Raw genomic sequence first — 16,771 nt, 5'->3', positions numbered from 1 at the left:
ACGTATCAAGTAGTTACAGGTTGGTGCCGTGCGACACGATAAGAAAAACCCGCTCAAACCCGACAAGAAGAGCCCATCGAAAGCTCCGAAAAAGGTCAGCTTTGGCTACAACAAGAAGTCAGCGCTGCTCGAAGATGCCATTACGCAAATGAACGCCGGCAAGTACGGCCGGGCGTCTGCCGTGCTCAAAGATCTGCTCGCACTCGATCCACTCAACGCTGAAGGGCGGCACCTGTTCGCCACGCTCCACTTGCGGCTCGGCAGTCTCATGAGCGCTCGGACGGCGTTCGAATCGTTGGCGAGAGAGGCGATGGAACGGCAGGACTACTGGCTGGCGGAATCACTGTTGCGGGAATACCTGACGGCTGGCCCACGCTATGTCCCCTTCCTGGAAATGTTAGGCCGTGTGTATGAAGATAAGGGCGATGTCATGGCGGCCGTGGCTGAGTACGGAAAGGCTGTGGAGGTGTTGCTGGAAGATCCGGACACCGACAATCCCAATCGGGCGAGTGATCTCTTTGCGAAGATTCGGTCGATCGCTCCAGGGAGTCCGGTGGCCTTCCGTTTTGCGGCTCTGTTCGACACGGTGACGGGGCAGGTCCTGCAGGCCACGCCCAAGCCAGCGGTCGCTGAGTCCAGCGGCGAGTCTTCCCAGAGCCCGGCCTCGTCTGATTCGCCTCTTCCTTCTGCGGACCCTGCGGTGATCATGCCCTGGGAACAGCTGGAGACGGCCTTGGGCGAGGTCCCATTTCAAGAGGAGACACAGGCTGCTGCGGTCGCGCCGGCTTCCGAGACCATGGTTCCAGTCGCCCCCTTCTCATTCCCGGTAGAGGCGGGCGAGGATGGTCTGGGCCAGGCTAAGCCAGAGGATATACCGGCAACCATGCTCTCCACGGGGAACCCCGTGGAGGAGTCGAAAGCTCCTAAGCACGTGGACCCCGTCGAATTTTTGGCGACTCCGGATTTAGATCCGATTCAGTCCGAGCAATCGGAGCCTCCCAACGACACGCTGGCTCCCGATTCGGTCGAGCCAGCCGAGCGCGTTACTTCACCGACTGCTGAAGTGGGGCTAGCCACGAGCGAAGTGGCGGCGCAATCCGACCACGATCCAATTGCCCAAGTGCGGGCCACCCCTCTACCAATGCCTCGGGAGCAAGTCGAAGAGACCGCTACACCGGGGGCTCCGGTCTCAGAAACGACGGACTCCATCGCGACCAATCTTGTCTCTCCACCGTTCGCTGAGGTCGAGTCTCCGTCGTCGGCGGCAGAGCCGATAGTTTCCACGATTGAATTGCTTCTGCCGGCTACCAGCAGTCATCCGATCACTCAAGCGCCGGCAAGCCCCGCCCCGATGCCTTGGGACCAGATTGAAGAGGTCGGGACGGAAATCCCGCCGCCGGAGAGCGACGAACCGGTCTTTGCTGAAGCGCCTCGCTCCGAACCTGAGGTGCCGGAGGCCGTCGCTCTGCTGCAGTCTAGGGAGGTGGAGATCCTCCCGCCGGTGGTGGACACCGCCACGCCGACGATCGAACTGCTCGCACAGGCCAGTAGTGTTCCGATTGCCAAAGCGCCGACCACTCCCGCGCCGATGCCCTGGGATCAGATTGAAGAAGACACGAACGCTGCGGTCCCCAGTGCCGAAACGGTGCTGGCGCACGGAACGGTCGAGGCCACAACGGCGAGTGAGTCTCCCGCTGAGGACCAGCTGATCGAGGCAGGGGCGGCCACGGAGCCTTCCCCTTCACCACATTCCTCCGACATCACTGCATCGGGGCTCACGTGGGATGAAATTCTTGCGGCAGTCACGGCTATGCAGACGTCTCCTGCGCCTGCGCAGACGTTGTCGGGCAAGGAGGAGCCGCTTGTTGCTGATCCAGTTGTCCCAGAGCCGTCCGCCGACCTCCTTATGGCTCCGGCCGAGCCGGAAGAGACAGAGGTCTCGTTATTTGAGGCGGAGGTGTCGGATCACTTGGCCCATCAGGCAGAGGCCGCCTCATCCTTGTCGGCACCCATGCCATGGGAACAGATCGAAGTCGACGACGTCACGATTCTACCCCAGGAGCCGGAGCCTGAGTTCGGGTCGGTTTCTGCCGAGAGGGTCGTGGCAGTCCAGGACTCTACTCTGCTTTTGTCGGAGGCGCCTCAGGTTCCTGAGACCACGGTTTCTGCAGAGACTCGCGTAGGTGAGACGATCGTTGATCGTTCTGTTGAGCCGATTCCACCTATCGACTCGGAATTGCGCAATCTGTCTCCGGACAGGCCGATCACCGCGCATGAACATCCGATTCATATTCCTGTAGAGACGTACAGCGTGGCCGAGGAGTCAACTTCCGATGCCCCGGTTGAAGCTCAACCACCCTCCAATGTGACGATCGCTGAGACGGTGGAACCGCCCTTTCACCTCGCCGGCGATGAAGCGGTCGCGGTGACGGTGTCGGCCGAGCCTGCGCTTGTCCCCACCGACCTGGTGACGGAGTTCACCCTTACGGCCGGCACCGACGTGACGTCTCCTGCTCCGGAACCGGCCGTGGTCGTCCCCGCGCAGCAGCTACTTAGTTCGCCGGTCACAGAGGTGGGCGTGGAGAGCCCTGCGGCTGCCATGTCGTCTTCGCTGATAGACGAGAAGCCGGTCGAAGCAGCTCAGCCGACGGCGATGTTGTCGCCGACGGTTCAGGAGGTGCTGCCGGCACCAGAGCCGAAGCCTGCATCGGTGGAACAGGAACCGGCCGTGACAGCGGTGGCTGGGATTTCTGAAGTTGTGACGACTTCGATAGCCGATTCCGTGGTGGCGACAGTGGAGACCGCACTCGTCTCGGCAGGGACGGGTCAGAAATCAGTTTCACCTCCACCGATTCCTGAGCCGATTGTGACGCCAGTGGAAGTGCCGGGTTTGACGATGATCGAGCCGATGCAAGACTCGGTCGTCAGCGCACCGGCTGTGGCGGCGTCCATTGAGTCTGTGGCTCCTTCCGGTGAGCCGGCAATTACTCCGACGACTCCGTCTGCGTCAGTGTCTGCCGTGGATGAAGGTTTGCGCATTATTTGGGATGACTCATCGTCAAAACCGACTTCGAGTGTTGGAGCCGGGAATATGCTGACACGCTGGCTCAAGAAGCCGGTCGAGCCCGCTCCGGCTGAGTCTCATGACGAGCATGCCTCGACGACGGTCCCCGCCGTGTCCTCGTTGCCCGTTGAAGCACAGGAAGCCACCGTCGTGGTGACCGGCCACTCATTCGATCCACCAAAGAGTTCCACACCTGTTGCTGCGACCGCGTCTGTGGTTCGTTCCAAGGTGAGTCAGCCGGTCACGGCCGGCGTGTGGCGTCGAACGGGCGAGGTGGTGGCGTCTCTCGTCGGAGCCGGCGTGTCGACGACCCACTCATTGGTTGTCATGGTGCTGGCACTGGTGGGCGTCACGCTGGCTCTCATGGCTGGGGGTATCGGTGCCGTTGCGCTGACCTGGCTCGTCTTGGATGAGCAGCCCAACGCGGCTTATCGCAGCATGACCTCCGTCCCGCAGCATACGTTACAGGATTCTAGCAAGAACGGATATGTCCTCCTCCTTGGATTCGGTGCGGCGGCATCACAGGATCCTGTGCAGGCCGGGATAGACCGGCGGGTAGACGGCGCCGATCGCGCGGTTGCCCACACCTGCTTGAGTGCGGAAGAACAGTTGTCCGGCGGGGAGCAGGGGGCATCGGCCGAGACGATCGGCAGGTGGATGAAGATGAGTGATCCGGCGTCGCAGATGCGCGCAGAAGCGACGGGCATCAAGGCATGGGTCTCCAGGGCCGAGGTGAGCATGGGCCGGTACCAGCAGTGGCTGTCCAAACCCTTTGAAGATTGGGGATATGGGCAATCAATCACTCCGAACTGCGGGCTGATTCTCTCTGCCCATCGACTCTATGTGGCTGAGGGATTCGCGCAAGATATCGACACCGGAGTCACGCGGCTCGAGACTGATCTCACGGCCTGGCGGACCGTGTTGGGGCAGGCCAAGACGCTGCCGGTGAAAATGTTGGCCAGTGCCGCGATGAATGACGACATCATGGTCGTGGGAGGGCTCTTGGTGCGGCCGGAGCTCGAGGACCGATTCGTGAGCCGATTGGCGAAACTTTCCCGGCCGCTCGAACAGGCTGAACAGTCTGTCCGATGGCCGATGCAGAGCCAGTTCGTGCTGGCCACAAGGACTCTGGATGAGGCGCTGCGTGAGGACCGGTCCGGGACGAGACCGTTCTACGGCGCCATCGCCGCCGTGTTACCGCTGCCGAAGCAGCGCCGGTTTAATGCCTATGCACAATATTATGAAGCGGCCGAGAAGGCAGCCGTGGAAGGGCAGTATACCGACTTGCCGAAACAGTCTCAGTTTGTGCGTACTCCGCCGTACGGACTGGGAGACGTATTCGTGAATCCCATTGAGAGCCTCGTCGGGCTCGATCCCCTTCCCACATGGGAACTGTATGCCGGGCGAGTGATGGAAACGGATGCCCGGTTACGGCTGGCATCCTTACAGGCCTGGTTACGACGGACCCCGCCGGAGCAGGACCTGATGACCAGGATTGCCAAGGCCGGGCAAGGTGTGTACGACCCCTTCACCGGGTTCCCCATGTTGGTGAATAAGCAGAAGGGGGTGCTCTACAGTGTCGGGCAGGACTTGAAGGACAACGAAGCCCTGAGCCGATTGGACGTAGTGGCGAAGATTCCTTCGGTCGCATGGCCTGACGGAACACGCCCTGACGACAGTGAGAAATCCAAGTAGTCCTTTCCCGCGCAGGCTCCTCCTCCTCCTCTCCTGGTATCTCTCTTCCGTATGGTGCATTCCAGGCTGGCTCCCACAGGTCTGATCGCCAGAGCGGTTAGCCTGCCCGTTCAATCCAGTCAACCGAGAGGTCCTTGGTGCGTTGTTGTTCCTGGAGGGAGCGGCTGCAGGTATGTCCAGACGACACGTGTTGGTGAGTGAGAGGATGTTCGGCGATGCCGGAGAGCATGTCCTGCCGCCCCTTGATTTCAAGGTTATTCGAGTCGAAAATCGAATCCATCCCAATGGTCCCCAGGTAGACAGGGGTAGGTGGGAATGAGCGGCTGGCATTCCCGGATTGCCATAGATGGGCAGCCAGGCAGTCTGTGCCTGGGTGAGAGGGTGGGATCACTGGATCGAACCCAGGCATTGGATCGGTTCCTGGCAGGGATTGAGCGGCGCGCATTCCGCATGGCCCATATCGCCACGGGGAATGAGGATGAGGCGCTGGATCTCGTGCAGGATGCCATGTTGAAGCTGGCGCACAAGTATGGTGAGCGGGCCGAAGCGGAATGGGGTCCGCTGTTCCACTGTATTCTCCAGAGCCGAATCCGCGACTGGTACCGCCGGGAGAGGGTGCGCAATCGGGTGCGGGAGTTTTTTCGCGTCTCTCAGGATGAGGAGGAGGGAGAGGATCGGCTGGAACAATTCGCCGATGTGACCGCCGCGGCGCCGGACGAGGAGTTGCAGCGTAAACGTGCCTGTGCGGAGCTCGAGGTGGCCCTACGCGCTCTCCCGCTACGACAGCAGCAGGCGTTTCTGTTGCGCATTTGGGAGGAATTGGATGTCGCGCAAACGGCTCAGGCGATGGGCTGTTCGCAGGGGAGCGTCAAAACTCATTTGTTTCGGGCGTTACAGGTATTGCGAAAACGATTGGGAGCGCATTGGCCATGAACGAACGATCGGACGAACATCCAGACCCGCTGGCGGTGGCGGCCAAGGGGCTTCTCGATCGGAGTGTGCAGGATCTTGATCACAAGACCGTGTTGCTGGTGCAGCGCGCCCGGCTCAACGCGTTGGACGCGGCTTCGCGGCGGCGATATCCCTGGTTCCGATGGGCCGGCGGTGTGGCGGTGGCGTCGATGACGGCATTGGCCGTCACCATGTGGATGGGGCCATTCAACGGAGCAAGCCACCCCCATCTTTTGCTCGAAGATCTTGAACTGATGCAATCGCCTGAAAATATCGAATTGTCGGAAGACCTCGAATTTTACGATTGGCTGGCCGATGGCGCTTCTGCGACCGGCTAAGTGTGGGGTGTGGCTCGGTGTGTGTCTGGTGGCCTCACTGGTTCAGGCCGCTCCGGATCCGGCGCCAAGTCCGGAAGAGATCGAGGCTGATTTTCTCGACTTCCTGGGATCTTGGCAGAACGACTCCTGCCGCTGGGTGGATCCCTTTCACGTTGCTGAAGATCTTCCCGTAGACCATCGTCCGAAATCGAAAACCGATGTGCCGGGGCAGCGTACAAGCCCTTCGACACAATTGAAAGGCAGTGAACAGCATCGTAGTTCGACCGTCCCACGTGATCCGATAAGGATGCAGACTGGACCATGAGAGCGCTACTCGCGTGTGTGATCGTGTTGGTATGTGGCGTGGCCTCTGCCTGGGCCCAAGGCGATGCGACGGGTGTGCCGTGGAACCAGCTGAGTCCCGGCGAGCAGCAACTGTTGCAACGGTTCAGTGAGAACTGGGACGAGCTGCCTCCGCGCAAACAACAACGGTTGCGCAGCGGGGCACAGCAGTGGGGAACGATGACCCCGGAGGAGCGGCAAGAAGCGAAACAACGGTTTAAGCAATGGCGGACGCTTCCACCGGAGCAGCAGCAACAGTTGCGCGAACGGTATCAGCAGTTTCAGCAACTCCCGCCCGAACAGCGCGAGTCGGTGCGGAACGCTCGGCGGTGGTTCAGGTCTCTCCCGCCCGAACAGCGTAAAGAGCTGCGGGAGAAATTCAAAAGCATGTCTCCGGAGGAACGGCGCGCATATCGGCGGGAGCTTCGCCGTCAGTACGGCGGGAATGGCAGCGGACAGGCACCCGGCGGGTCATCGCCGCAGTAAACAGTGGAATGTGCCGATCGGTCTCTTCCCAGGACACTCCCTTCGAGCACCTAGTGGGTAGATTCAGATACTGAATCAGGGGACTGTGTTTTCCGGTTGTCCTTCACGTAGACGCTGCCGGGTCGGCTCTTAGCGACTTTCTTCAATTCCGAGACAATCTTGCTGACATCTCCCGGGTGGGGGATGGTGCGATGTTCATTCGTCACCACGGCGATGGACACACTCATGATGGGAAATCGTTCGTGGTTGCCGCGGCGGTCGACGGAGTCGATGAATCCTGTCTGTCGATCCTCCGGATCGTAGAAGTCCGGAATGACCAGATCGAACCGCTTGATGAGGGTCTGGCAGATCGCATCGATGGCGGAGGGGGCGCTCATAAACACAAAGTCGTCTCCGCCCACATGGCCGACGAATCCGTCGGTGCCGGTCAGTTCGCTGACCACGGTGGTAAGGATCCGGCAGGTGACGACCAGGACTTCGTCGCCGCGGGCATACCCATACCGATCGTTGAACGACTTGAAGTTATCGATGTCCAGGTAGGCCAGGGCAAAGGGCGATCGGTTTTCGATGCGGGCGGTCGTTTCATGGAGAATGGTGCTGTTGCCGGGGAGCCTGGTGAGGGGATTCGCGTCCAGTGAGCGTTCAAGCCGACTCAGGCAAAGGCGCACCCGTTGCGGCACTTCGTCTGGACGGTAGGGCACGGCGATATAGTCGTCCACCCCGAGCGTCGCCCAATCCAAATCGTTGAGCCGGATATCACGCACCAGGATGATCAGGGGCAATCGGCCGAGGAAGGGGTCGGCGCGCAAGTCCTTGGCTAATGTATCTGCGGAACGGCCGTTGGTGCCTTCGGCGGCAAGCACGAGGCAGGGTGGATCGTGTACCAGTTCATGCATGGCGAGACGGCCGGCATCCGGTGTCACCACCGTAAAGCTAGACCGGTTCAGCGCCGCGGTCAGCCGCTCGATTTCAAGCGGATCGCTGTGCAGCAACAGAATGCGCCGGGTTGGGGACGCCCCGCTCATAAGTAGTCGTCGATAGTCTGAAATTCTTCCGTGGCCTGGGCCACGCAGTGGGCGAGGCTCTGTGTATCCAGGCCCACCAGATCCCAGGCTTGACGGGACAGCGGCGGGACCAGATCGTCGCCGGGGTTCCCGCAGGCGAGACCCTTTACCAACACATCGGCCACGTGCACGATGGCCGTCTGGAGCTTCGCCTCCTGGGCTGCCGTCGGCGTGTGGTGGTAGAGAATCGGCTCCCTCAGGCTGATCGGGAGATGCCAGGCGGTGGCGAGCCATCCTCCGACGTCGGCATGGGTGATGGCGAACAGTTCTTGCTCCGCGTCCATAAGAGGCCGGGAGGTCTTGCGGGTCAGGGCTGTGATTTGTTGTCCGACATCGGGCCATTTGACATACAACACGACTTTGCCGATGTCGTGCAGCAGCCCGCCGACAAAGACTTCCTCCGGATTCTTCATGGCCGCCTTGGTGCCCAGAATGTGCGCGGTGATGGCGACGCCCAGTGAGTGCCGCCAGAGTTCGTTCATGCCGGCGTTGCGCATGATGTCGAACGCCGTGGCACAGAGGGTGAGGCCCTTCACCACGTTCAAGCCCAGGACCACCACCGCGTGAGCGACCGACGCAATACGCGAAGGAAAACCGTAAAAGGGGGAATTGGCCAGTCGCAAGACCTTGGCGGAGAGCACCTGGTCTTTTTCGATCAGCGCACCGATTTCTTCCGCCGACACGTTGGGGCGGCCGATCATCGAGGCGAGTTTCTGGACGACATGCGGCAGAGTCGGCAGTTCACCGACTTGCTCGATGCGTCGACGGAGATCAACGTGTCCTGAAGGATTCATGCCGATGGCGTCGCCTCCGGATGGTCGTTGATTCCGTGTGTGGTTCGAATGTGGAGGCGAATCGCCTCACGAAGTCGGCATTGAATCGGATCCTGGTCCACCAGTCGAAAGCGGTGGTCGAGCTCGGCTTCCAGCTCGTCGAGGGTTTTGCCGCTTGCGTCACCCGCCTCCCCCTCCACGTAGACAGAGGTCAGCTCCAGGCGCTGCAATCGGGAGAGGGTCGCTTCATCCAGCGCGGCGCCGACAGGCAGCACCACCAACCCTGCGTTGTTGGTGACCGGTTTGGCGAGAATCATGCCCGGCGTGAGCTCTGCTATCACGACTCGTTTCATACGAGCGGCCTATCCTGGTTCAATGGCGCACGGGTCCTGATTCGGTCGCTCTTTATCGGTCGGTTTCGGCTGAATCTGAAGAGGGCGGAACGAGCAGGGCGCGGAGGAGAATGCATGGACGCACGATGGCTTTGTGGTGTCGACTTGACAGGATGGGGGACATTCCACAGAATCGGCTGCATTGTCAGCGAGCTGTAGTTTCAAGAAGGGAGCATCCGATGAAGAGCGAGATTCTGTATCCCGGTGCCTTTCCGATGGTGCGTGTCTATCTGAATGAAGGCGAGACGGTGAAGGCTGAGTCCGGTGCGATGGTGGCGGCCTCTCCGACGATCGATATCGAAAGCAAGATGGAGGGCGGCTTCCTGGGCGCGTTGTCGCGCAAGATGTTGAGCGGCGAGAAGTTTTTCTTTCAGACGCTCAGGGCTGCTCGTGGAGCGGGTGAAGTCCTCCTGGCTCCGACGGTGCCCGGGGAGATTGTGTTGCTGGATCTTGACGGCGTTAATGAATATATGGTGCAGAAGGACGGATTTCTGGCCGGCGCGGAAGGGGTGAAGATCGAAAGCAAGATGCAAAGCCTCACGCGCGGTTTGCTGGGCGGCGAGGGGTTTTTTATTCTGAAGATCGGCGGGACCGGACAGCTGGTCCTCAACAGCTTCGGAGCCATTCATAAGATCGAGCTCAAGCCGAACGAAGAGTACATCGTCGATAACAGCCACTTGGTTGCCTGGACGTCCACCACTACCTACAATATCGAAAAGGCCTCCTCCGGTTGGATTGCCAGCCTGACCTCCGGTGAAGGACTGGTGTGCCGCTTCCGTGGTCCCGGGGTGGTCTACATCCAAAGTCGCAATCCCGGCAGCTTCGGGAATTGGATCAGACAGTTCATCCCTGTCTCAGAATAGCGGCCGAATGGCGGGCGCTGAAAACGCCTGCCAACTTTGTTCTCGGTTCGAAAAAATCCTCAACGTACCCAGAGGGTACGCTTCCGGTTTTTTCTCGCCTGCGGCCGCGTTGGCCGCCGTTTTGAACGCCCGCTTCACAGACGATATTTCTTCATGAGGAAAGTCCAGGCTCAATGAACCCTACTCCCAACGCGCTCTGTTTCGGTGATGGCCTGCCGGGCGCAGGTGCGCCGTGCCATGTCACGGTATCAGCCGATGGTTTGACCATGGATCCAGTCGGGGATGTGTCGCTTGTCGAAGAGGCCATTGCGTTCACGGCCATGTCCGTTCAGGCCGGGGGGCTGGATCATGATCAACTTGTGGTGTTGTGGGGAGAGGGCGCCTCGGCCAGGACGCTTTATCTGAAAGACCCGGCGTTGATCATCGCCTTCCGTCGCGCCGCTCCGGCTGCGTTGATGGCGCATCTTGAGCGGGCGGCTGAGCAGGTTCGGCGCGCGCGTCACAGCCATCGTGTCTTATGGGGCAGCGCGGTGGGGGTGGTGGTCGGGCTGGGATTGATGTTGTGGTTCGGGTCGGATCTGATCGTCGAATGGGCGGTGGCCCGCATCCCCGTCTCGTGGGAACAGAAGCTCGGCGAAACGGTCTATCAAGACTTCTTGGCCAAAGAGACGGTGCTCAAGGAAGGCCCGGCTGTCACGGCGGTACAGGACATGATCCAGCGCATGACGGCCAAGATTCCCAATAACCCCTACACGTTCCAGGTGTCGGTGGTCCAGAGCCCGGTGGTGAACGCGTTTGCGTTGCCGGGGGGCTATGTGGTGGTGTTCACGGGCTTGATGAAAAAGGCGGAGAGCGGGGAAGAAGTGGCAGGGGTGTTGAGCCATGAGTTGAATCATGTGTTGCAGCGGCACGGGATGGAACGTATCGTGAGGACGATGGGGTTGGCTGCGGTGGTGAGTATTCTTGTGGGAGATCAGCAGGGCCTGATCGGGCTGGCCAGGCAACTAGGAATGGAGTTGGCCACATTAAAGTTCGGCCGCGAGCAGGAGACAGAAGCCGATGTGACCGGCATTCGGCTCTTGCACGACGCACGCATTGCTCCGGACGGCATGATCCGGTTTTTTGAGCGTCTGTCGGAAAAAGACAAAGAACGTGTGGAGCTTTTTTCCACCCACCCCATGAGCGCGGCCCGTGCTGAGCGCTTGAAAGCGGAACTGGCCGCATTGCCCAAGCAGACTCCCGAGCCGTTCACCTTCGAGTGGAAAAGCGTTCAGGACTCGTTGGGGACGTCCGAGCCAAAAAAATAGTCGCGGAGTGGCGGATGCGCATCGGGGTGGTTTCAGATACGCATGGGTTGTTCGACCGGGCGATTGTTCGCCACTTTTCAGGGGTCGACCATATCCTCCACGCCGGGGATATCGGACAGGGCGGCGTCATTGAGCAGTTGGCACACATCGCTCCGGTGACAGTCGTATCCGGTAACGTCGATGGGTTCGAGGCAAGCGGGTTTCCGGTGGAGCAGGTGCTCGAACTGGCGGGCCGCCGGATCGCGCTGTACCACCGGCTCTATGAGGGTGGCCGGCTCACTCGCGAAGGGGCGGGATTTTTGGCGCGTACGTCTCCGTCGATTTGTATCTATGGGCATACCCACCAGCCAAAGGCGGAATGGCAGGAAGGGGTGTTCTTGTTCAATCCCGGATCTGCGGGACCAAAACGGTTTCACTTGCCGCGTGCGGTGGGACTGCTGGTGCTCGAATGTGACACGCTCGACGCGCGGCATATTCTGCTGGCTGATCGGGCAGAGTAAGGTGCGGTGGCGGCACGCAGATTTTTTTTGCTCTACAAGATAGGATACGTTGGCTATAATGCGACAGGCTATCAATAGGTAGTCGCGCGGATAGAGTCAGCCACCAGTTTAAACGAGGAGGACTTATGCTGAGACAAGTCATCGTAGCATTGGGTGTGGCCGCAGTGGTATCGCAGGCAGGTTTGGCCATGGCTGCCAATCCCGACACCGGACCTGGTTGTGGTCTTGGGAAGCTGGCCTGGGCGGATTATAAGAATCAAAAGAATATCGGCCCGCAGGTCATGATGGCGACGACCAACGGCACGTTCGGCAGCGGTACCTTCGGCATCAGCTCGGGAACGTCCGGCTGCACGAACGATGGGCAAGTCATGGCTGATCAAAAGACCACGATGTTCGCCTTGCTGAACTTCGAGAATTTGACCCAGGAGATGGCGCAGGGACAGGGTGAGCATTTGGCTTCCCTGGCTTCGCTCATGGGGATTGCGGACGAGCAGCATCCGGCGTTTTTTGCGTTAACCCAAGAGCGCTACACGGCGTTGGTGCAGGATGGTGAAACCTCGTCGGTCGCGTTGGTGAAGACGTTGAACGACGCGGTCTCGAAGAGCCCTGTCCTCGCGCAAGCTGTCAGCCGCTAACAATGCCAGGGCTCCGGTCATTGACCGGAGCCCTGTCCGTTCTTCTGCTTCCCATCGTGCCCATCCTGTCTTTTCTGCTGGTGCTTCTTGTTCTGGCGACGTCTGTCGCAGCGGAAGACTTGCCCGCGCCTTATGTGACGCAACTTCTTCAACAGGCTCGTCAGGCTCGGTTGGCGGAGGCGCGTGAGTGGCAGCTCCTGCTCCACTATCGCGCCAACCTGTTCGGCGGCTACACAAGCGAACAGGATGACCCAGGGTTTTTTCTCTCACCCGAAGGCAAGACCGATCCTCAGGCGGAGCTCGATGCGACGCTGAAACAGTTTTTTTCACCGGACCTGGTCGGTCGTTCTCAGCAACCGGCTCAATGTGCGTTTGTCGCGCGCTACGGCTGGCTTGCGGAGCAGTTGACGTTCGATCCGATGCAGCTGCCTCCCATGCCCTGCGAACGCTTCGAACGATGGATCGCGGAGTTTCACGCCCGCTCCATCACGCTCGTGTTCCCGTCGGCGTTCATGAACAATCCCGCGTCCATGTTCGGCCACACGTTGTTGCGTATCGATCAGGAAGGGCAGACGCCGCACACCCGCATTCTGGCCTATACCATCAATTACGCGGCGGATGTGCCGCCTGACGAAGGTCTTGCCTATCCCGTGCGCGGCATCTTCGGCGGCTATCGAGGATACTTTTCCACCATTCCCTATTACCTCAAGGTGCAGGAATATCGGGACATCGAAAATCGCGATATCTGGGAGTATCGGCTGAATTTCAACGGGCCGCAAATTCGTCGGCTCCTCATGCATGCCTGGGAGCTCGGCAACGCCTCCTTTGATTACTTTTTCTTCAAGGAGAACTGTTCCTACCATCTGTTATCCTTGCTGGAATATGCGGACCCTTCGCTGCATCTGACCGAGCAGTTCCGGTTCTGGACTGTCCCGGCAGACACGGTTCGGGTGCTGGCGGCTGAGCCAGGCTTGGTGAAAGAGATCGCATTTCGTCCGTCCCGTGTCACACTCATTCGCCGCAAACGCGAACACCTGTCGGAGCCTGAGCAGGAGATGGTGAAGCGATTGCTGCAGGATGCGTCCGCCACTCAGTCGGAGGACCTTCGGAGCCTGCCGCCGGCCCGTCAGGCCTTCGTGTTGGATGTCGCGTCCGACTATGTGCGGTATAGGGGGGAGCGCGACGAAGCGCAGGCAGCGACGGCTCGAGACCACAACCGGCAGATCTTGACCGCACGGAGTCTCTTGCGGATTCCGTCACAAGATCTCTTGATTCGTCCCTTCGCCACGCAGCCGGAGCTAGGGCACAAGACATCCCGCGCGAGTCTGGGCGGCGGCTGGCGAAACAACGATACCTTCGAAGAGGTCAGTGTGCGAGCCGGATATCACGATCTGCTCGATCCTGAGTCTGGCTATACGCCGGATGCGCAGATCGAACTCGGGTCAATCAGTCTGCGTCACTACAACCGGGCCGATCAGACGCGGATTGAACGGGCCACCCTGGCGAACGTGTTGTCGCTGTCACCGATCGATAGTTTGTTCCATGCCCCCTCTTGGAAATTGAACATCGGGATGCAGACGATCAAGCATGGAACCTGCGAGCTCTGCAGCAATTGGAATGTCAGTGGTGGCATCGGTGCAGCGACGGAGACGCATCTGCTCCGCCGTGAGGTGTGGTTTGCGTTTGCGGAAGTGGAGGGGAATTACAGCCGGGCCTATGAAGAACGACATCGGGTCGGCGGTGGGGCATCGGTGGGGCTGTATGCCGATCTGGCCGAGCGGTGGCGGCTGTTGGCCTCGGCGGGCTATCTCAGGTATGCGTTAGGCGAGAAGTCCGACGATGTGCGCTGGTCAGTGGGGCAGCGGTATACGCTCGCGCAGAATTGGTCGCTTCGCCTGGAGTACAGTCATCGCGATCACGATAACGATGTCCTGTTCACGATGCAGGCGTTTTTTTAGCGCGCCTGCATGGCCAGGTACGAGATTACGGAACGGGTGGCGATTGCGTCAGGCTCGACAGGGACGGTGCTTCGGATGTGGCCAGACCTTGAGTGGGTTTCAGCGTCACGGCCACCGCGTCGGGGTCGATCGTATCCCCGCCACCATAGGGACGGCCAGCAGCTGATTGTCGGAGGTCAACGAAGCCGAGTGGCCTGAGGTGAAGTTCTCGATGGCGCAAGCACTTCGGGCTCGCAGGAGCTTACAATTGCCGGCGTTCCTACGTAATGGAGGCCCGCCTAGATCGTCGGACATCGCGGACGCACCTTGTGTGCGAAGTCCGATGTCGCCTGCTGAGGAGGCCCATCAACGGTCCTTTTCGTGATGGGGCCATATGGACCTAGGGTTTGTACGGTTCTATTCGGAGGCGCTCGCGCGTAAACCGGCTTTGCGATTGACAAGCCTAGAGAGGTTACCTATACTCCCGCCACGTAGAGCCCCAACTTGGTGGGCGCCATCAACTAACCTCGAGAGGGAGGACTTATGAAGAAGGTGACCGTCTTGTTTTCTCTGAGCCTGATCAGCGCAGCGTATCTCAGCCTCACGGGCTGTCAGATCGTGGCGTCTCCGATGGCAGGTGGAATCTACAATGAAACGAAGTATGGCGATGTGGCCACGACCCACAACAGCGCCACGAAGGAAGGTAAGGCCTGCGGTACCTCGATTCTGGGCTGGGTAGCGACGGGTGATGCCAGCGTGTCGGCGGCGAAAGCGGCCGGCGGGATCACCACCGTGGCTTCGGTGGACCACTCAGCGAAGAACATTCTCGGCATCCTTGGCGAATGGTGCACGATCGTTAAGGGCAGCTGATCCGGTTCGTTGTCTCTCTGAGGAAAGGGTCTTCGGGATATGCTCCCGAAGACCCTTTTTTCTTTCTTCGTTCAGTGGCCTCCTGCATGGTACGGTACGACGTGTATGTGGCTTCCCATCCTCCTGTGTTTTCTGGTCGGTTCATTGTCGCACCCGTTTGCAGCCGGAAGCGCCGAATTTGGCGAGATCGATTTGGCTGGATATTTCCTAGGCAGCTGGCCGCGTGATCAGAGTCTCTACAATCAAGGTGAGACGGTGTCGGCTTCAATCCAGCATGGCTTCGGCGCTGGGGTGAAAGTTGGCCTCTTTCCACATGCTACGCGCCGGATGCTGGGCATCGAGATTGATTCGTACGGGCATGGTGGCGCACTCTCTTTCCCGAATACGGCGAACGGCCACCAGAACGGGACCGGGCGCTCAAATCTGTTGGTGCTCAATACCATGATCAATCTGGTGCTCCGGTATCCGGGCGAGACGGTGACGCCCTACCTCGGCATCGGCGGCGGCTGGTCGCACGGAACATTGCTCAATCCCAACATCACCGGACGGGCCGACCAGGATTTCGAGTCCGCCCGCGCATTCGGTCGTCAGTATCTGGCGGGGGCTCAAGTCATGGTCAGCCAGAAGGTCTACGTGTTCGGAGAGTATCGCTACTTTTCTGCCAACTACCATTGGGACGGCCTCGCGGTAGATTTTCGCGTTCATTATGGGGTGGTCGGGGTGGGGCTGCGGTTCTAATCTGCCATGAGTCTGTTCGATCAATTCTTTGTCTATCATCCGGATCCGTGGGAAGAAGGCGATTGGTCCGCCGCCGGCGGTGTGCCGTTGCAGGAGGTTTGGTTTCAGGCTACGGATGGAACGAAATTGTTCGGCTGGTATGCGGAGCAGTCTGCCGGGTCTGCGGTCGTGCTGTGGTGCCACGGTAATGCGGGTAATATGGTCCACCGGCTGGACAATCTTCGTGCGTTGTATCGGTTGGGGTTGTCGGTGTTTCTCTTCGATTATCGAGGATACGGGAAGAGCCAGGGGCGTCCCTCGGAAGCCGGACTCTATCAGGATGCGATCGGGGCCCATGACTATCTCACGCACGTTCGCCGGATCAGGCCTGAACGTCTCGTGATTTTCGGCCGTTCCTTAGGCGGCGCGGTAGCTGGAGAACTGGCGGCGCAGCGACCTGCCACGGGGCTGTTGCTGGAGTCCTGTTTCCCATCGATCGAGGCGGTGGCTCGCCACCATTATATGGGGTTGCCGCTGCACTGGTTGTTGGGCGCGTCGTTTCGATTGGAGGATCGGCTTCCTCATCTTTCGTTGCCCAAGCTGTTTGTGCATGGAGATCGTGATGACATTATCCCGATCGAATTGGGCCAACGGGCCTTTGCCGCCGCGAAAGCGCCGAAGGAGTTCTACATCGTGCGAGGCGCCGATCACAACGATGTGCCGTCGGTCGGTGGGCGGGCCTATTTTGCCACACTCTCCGCCTTTATTGCTGCGGCGCTCGGTCGCTGAGGGGGAGAGAGGCTCTGCACCGTCTGCGTTTTTTTCTCGTCAGGATCGGCTTGCTTGCTAAGATGCCCT

At 59.9% G+C, this 16,771-nt stretch carries 16 protein-coding genes; 12 read left to right on the top strand and 4 right to left on the bottom strand.

What is annotated here, in order from left to right; translation table 11 throughout:
• Positions 1-28: 28 nt before the first annotated feature.
• Positions 29-4,759 carry a hypothetical protein gene (locus V9G17_09090; protein ID MEI2752746.1) on the top strand — a complete coding sequence of 1,577 codons (4,731 nt, stop codon included), beginning with the start codon at positions 29-31 and terminating at the stop codon, positions 4,757-4,759.
• A gap of 97 nt (positions 4,760-4,856) precedes the next feature.
• Here the strand turns inward: V9G17_09090 and V9G17_09085 are convergent, their stop codons facing one another.
• The gene (locus tag V9G17_09085; protein MEI2752745.1) at positions 4,857-5,039 is read right to left on the bottom strand and encodes a hypothetical protein; all 183 of its coding nucleotides are present in this window, start codon (positions 5,037-5,039) and stop codon (positions 4,857-4,859) included.
• A 35-nt stretch (positions 5,040-5,074) separates the two neighbouring features.
• On the opposite strand from V9G17_09085, the gene V9G17_09080 reads away from it, so the two are divergent.
• The 3 genes from V9G17_09080 (at position 5,075) to V9G17_09070 (ending at position 6,855) form a co-directional block, all read left to right on the top strand.
• Positions 5,075-5,692 (top strand): RNA polymerase sigma factor, encoded by a 618-nt coding sequence (locus V9G17_09080; GenBank protein MEI2752744.1) that lies wholly within the window; start codon positions 5,075-5,077, stop codon positions 5,690-5,692.
• Positions 5,689-6,048: a hypothetical protein gene (locus V9G17_09075; GenBank protein MEI2752743.1), complete on the top strand. Its 360-nt coding sequence runs from the start codon at positions 5,689-5,691 to the stop codon at positions 6,046-6,048. The genes V9G17_09080 and V9G17_09075 overlap by 4 nt, the downstream gene beginning before the upstream one ends.
• 300 nt (positions 6,049-6,348) lie before the next feature.
• Positions 6,349-6,855, top strand: a complete 507-nt coding sequence (locus tag V9G17_09070) for a DUF3106 domain-containing protein (GenBank protein ID MEI2752742.1) — start codon at positions 6,349-6,351, stop codon at positions 6,853-6,855.
• Between the two features lie 50 nt (positions 6,856-6,905).
• On the opposite strand, the gene V9G17_09065 is transcribed toward V9G17_09070, so the two are convergent.
• Genes V9G17_09065 through V9G17_09055 form a run of 3 tightly spaced genes read right to left on the bottom strand, consistent with a single transcriptional unit; the run spans position 6,906 to position 9,045 of the window.
• Positions 6,906-7,880, bottom strand: coding sequence for a diguanylate cyclase (locus tag V9G17_09065; GenBank protein MEI2752741.1), 975 nt, complete (start codon positions 7,878-7,880; stop codon positions 6,906-6,908).
• Positions 7,877-8,713, bottom strand: a complete 837-nt coding sequence (locus V9G17_09060) for an HDOD domain-containing protein (GenBank protein MEI2752740.1) — start codon at positions 8,711-8,713, stop codon at positions 7,877-7,879. Before V9G17_09060 ends, V9G17_09065 begins: the two co-directional genes overlap by 4 nt.
• Complete coding sequence (locus V9G17_09055; protein MEI2752739.1) at positions 8,710-9,045, bottom strand: hypothetical protein; 336 nt, start codon at positions 9,043-9,045, stop codon at positions 8,710-8,712. Before V9G17_09055 ends, V9G17_09060 begins: the two co-directional genes overlap by 4 nt.
• Positions 9,046-9,263: 218 nt before the next feature.
• On the opposite strand from V9G17_09055, the gene V9G17_09050 reads away from it, so the two are divergent.
• The 8 genes from V9G17_09050 to V9G17_09015 all read left to right on the top strand — a co-directional run bounded on the left by V9G17_09050 (position 9,264) and on the right by V9G17_09015 (position 16,702).
• Positions 9,264-9,947 carry a TIGR00266 family protein gene (locus V9G17_09050; protein ID MEI2752738.1) on the top strand — a complete coding sequence of 228 codons (684 nt, stop codon included), beginning with the start codon at positions 9,264-9,266 and terminating at the stop codon, positions 9,945-9,947.
• Positions 9,948-10,120: 173 nt separating this feature from the next.
• Entirely contained in the window at positions 10,121-11,254 is a 1,134-nt protein-coding gene (locus tag V9G17_09045) for a M48 family metallopeptidase (GenBank protein ID MEI2752737.1), read from the top strand.
• Between the two features lie 14 nt (positions 11,255-11,268).
• On the top strand, positions 11,269-11,754 hold the full coding sequence (locus V9G17_09040; protein ID MEI2752736.1) for a metallophosphoesterase family protein: 486 nt from the start codon (positions 11,269-11,271) through the stop codon (positions 11,752-11,754).
• A 125-nt stretch (positions 11,755-11,879) separates the two neighbouring features.
• Complete coding sequence (locus tag V9G17_09035) at positions 11,880-12,389, top strand: DUF3015 domain-containing protein (protein MEI2752735.1); 510 nt, start codon at positions 11,880-11,882, stop codon at positions 12,387-12,389.
• Between the two features lie 2 nt (positions 12,390-12,391).
• Positions 12,392-14,347 (top strand): DUF4105 domain-containing protein, encoded by a 1,956-nt coding sequence (locus V9G17_09030; GenBank protein MEI2752734.1) that lies wholly within the window; start codon positions 12,392-12,394, stop codon positions 14,345-14,347.
• 522 nt (positions 14,348-14,869) lie between these two features.
• A complete protein-coding gene (locus tag V9G17_09025; GenBank protein MEI2752733.1) occupies positions 14,870-15,196 on the top strand; it encodes a TRL-like family protein in 327 nt (108 codons plus the stop codon).
• Positions 15,197-15,301: 105 nt separating this feature from the next.
• A complete protein-coding gene (locus V9G17_09020; protein MEI2752732.1) occupies positions 15,302-15,934 on the top strand; it encodes an outer membrane beta-barrel protein in 633 nt (210 codons plus the stop codon).
• Positions 15,935-15,940: 6 nt separating this feature from the next.
• Entirely contained in the window at positions 15,941-16,702 is a 762-nt protein-coding gene (locus V9G17_09015) for an alpha/beta hydrolase (protein ID MEI2752731.1), read from the top strand.
• The last annotated feature ends 69 nt before the right edge of the window (positions 16,703-16,771 follow it).

Origin of the sequence: Nitrospira sp., assembly GCA_037045225.1 — a bacterium.
In the GTDB taxonomy this organism is placed as follows: Bacteria; Nitrospirota; Nitrospiria; order Nitrospirales; family Nitrospiraceae; genus Nitrospira_A.
The sequence above is the reverse complement of the archived record's forward strand: the minus strand, read 5'-3'. Positions and strand labels throughout refer to the sequence as shown.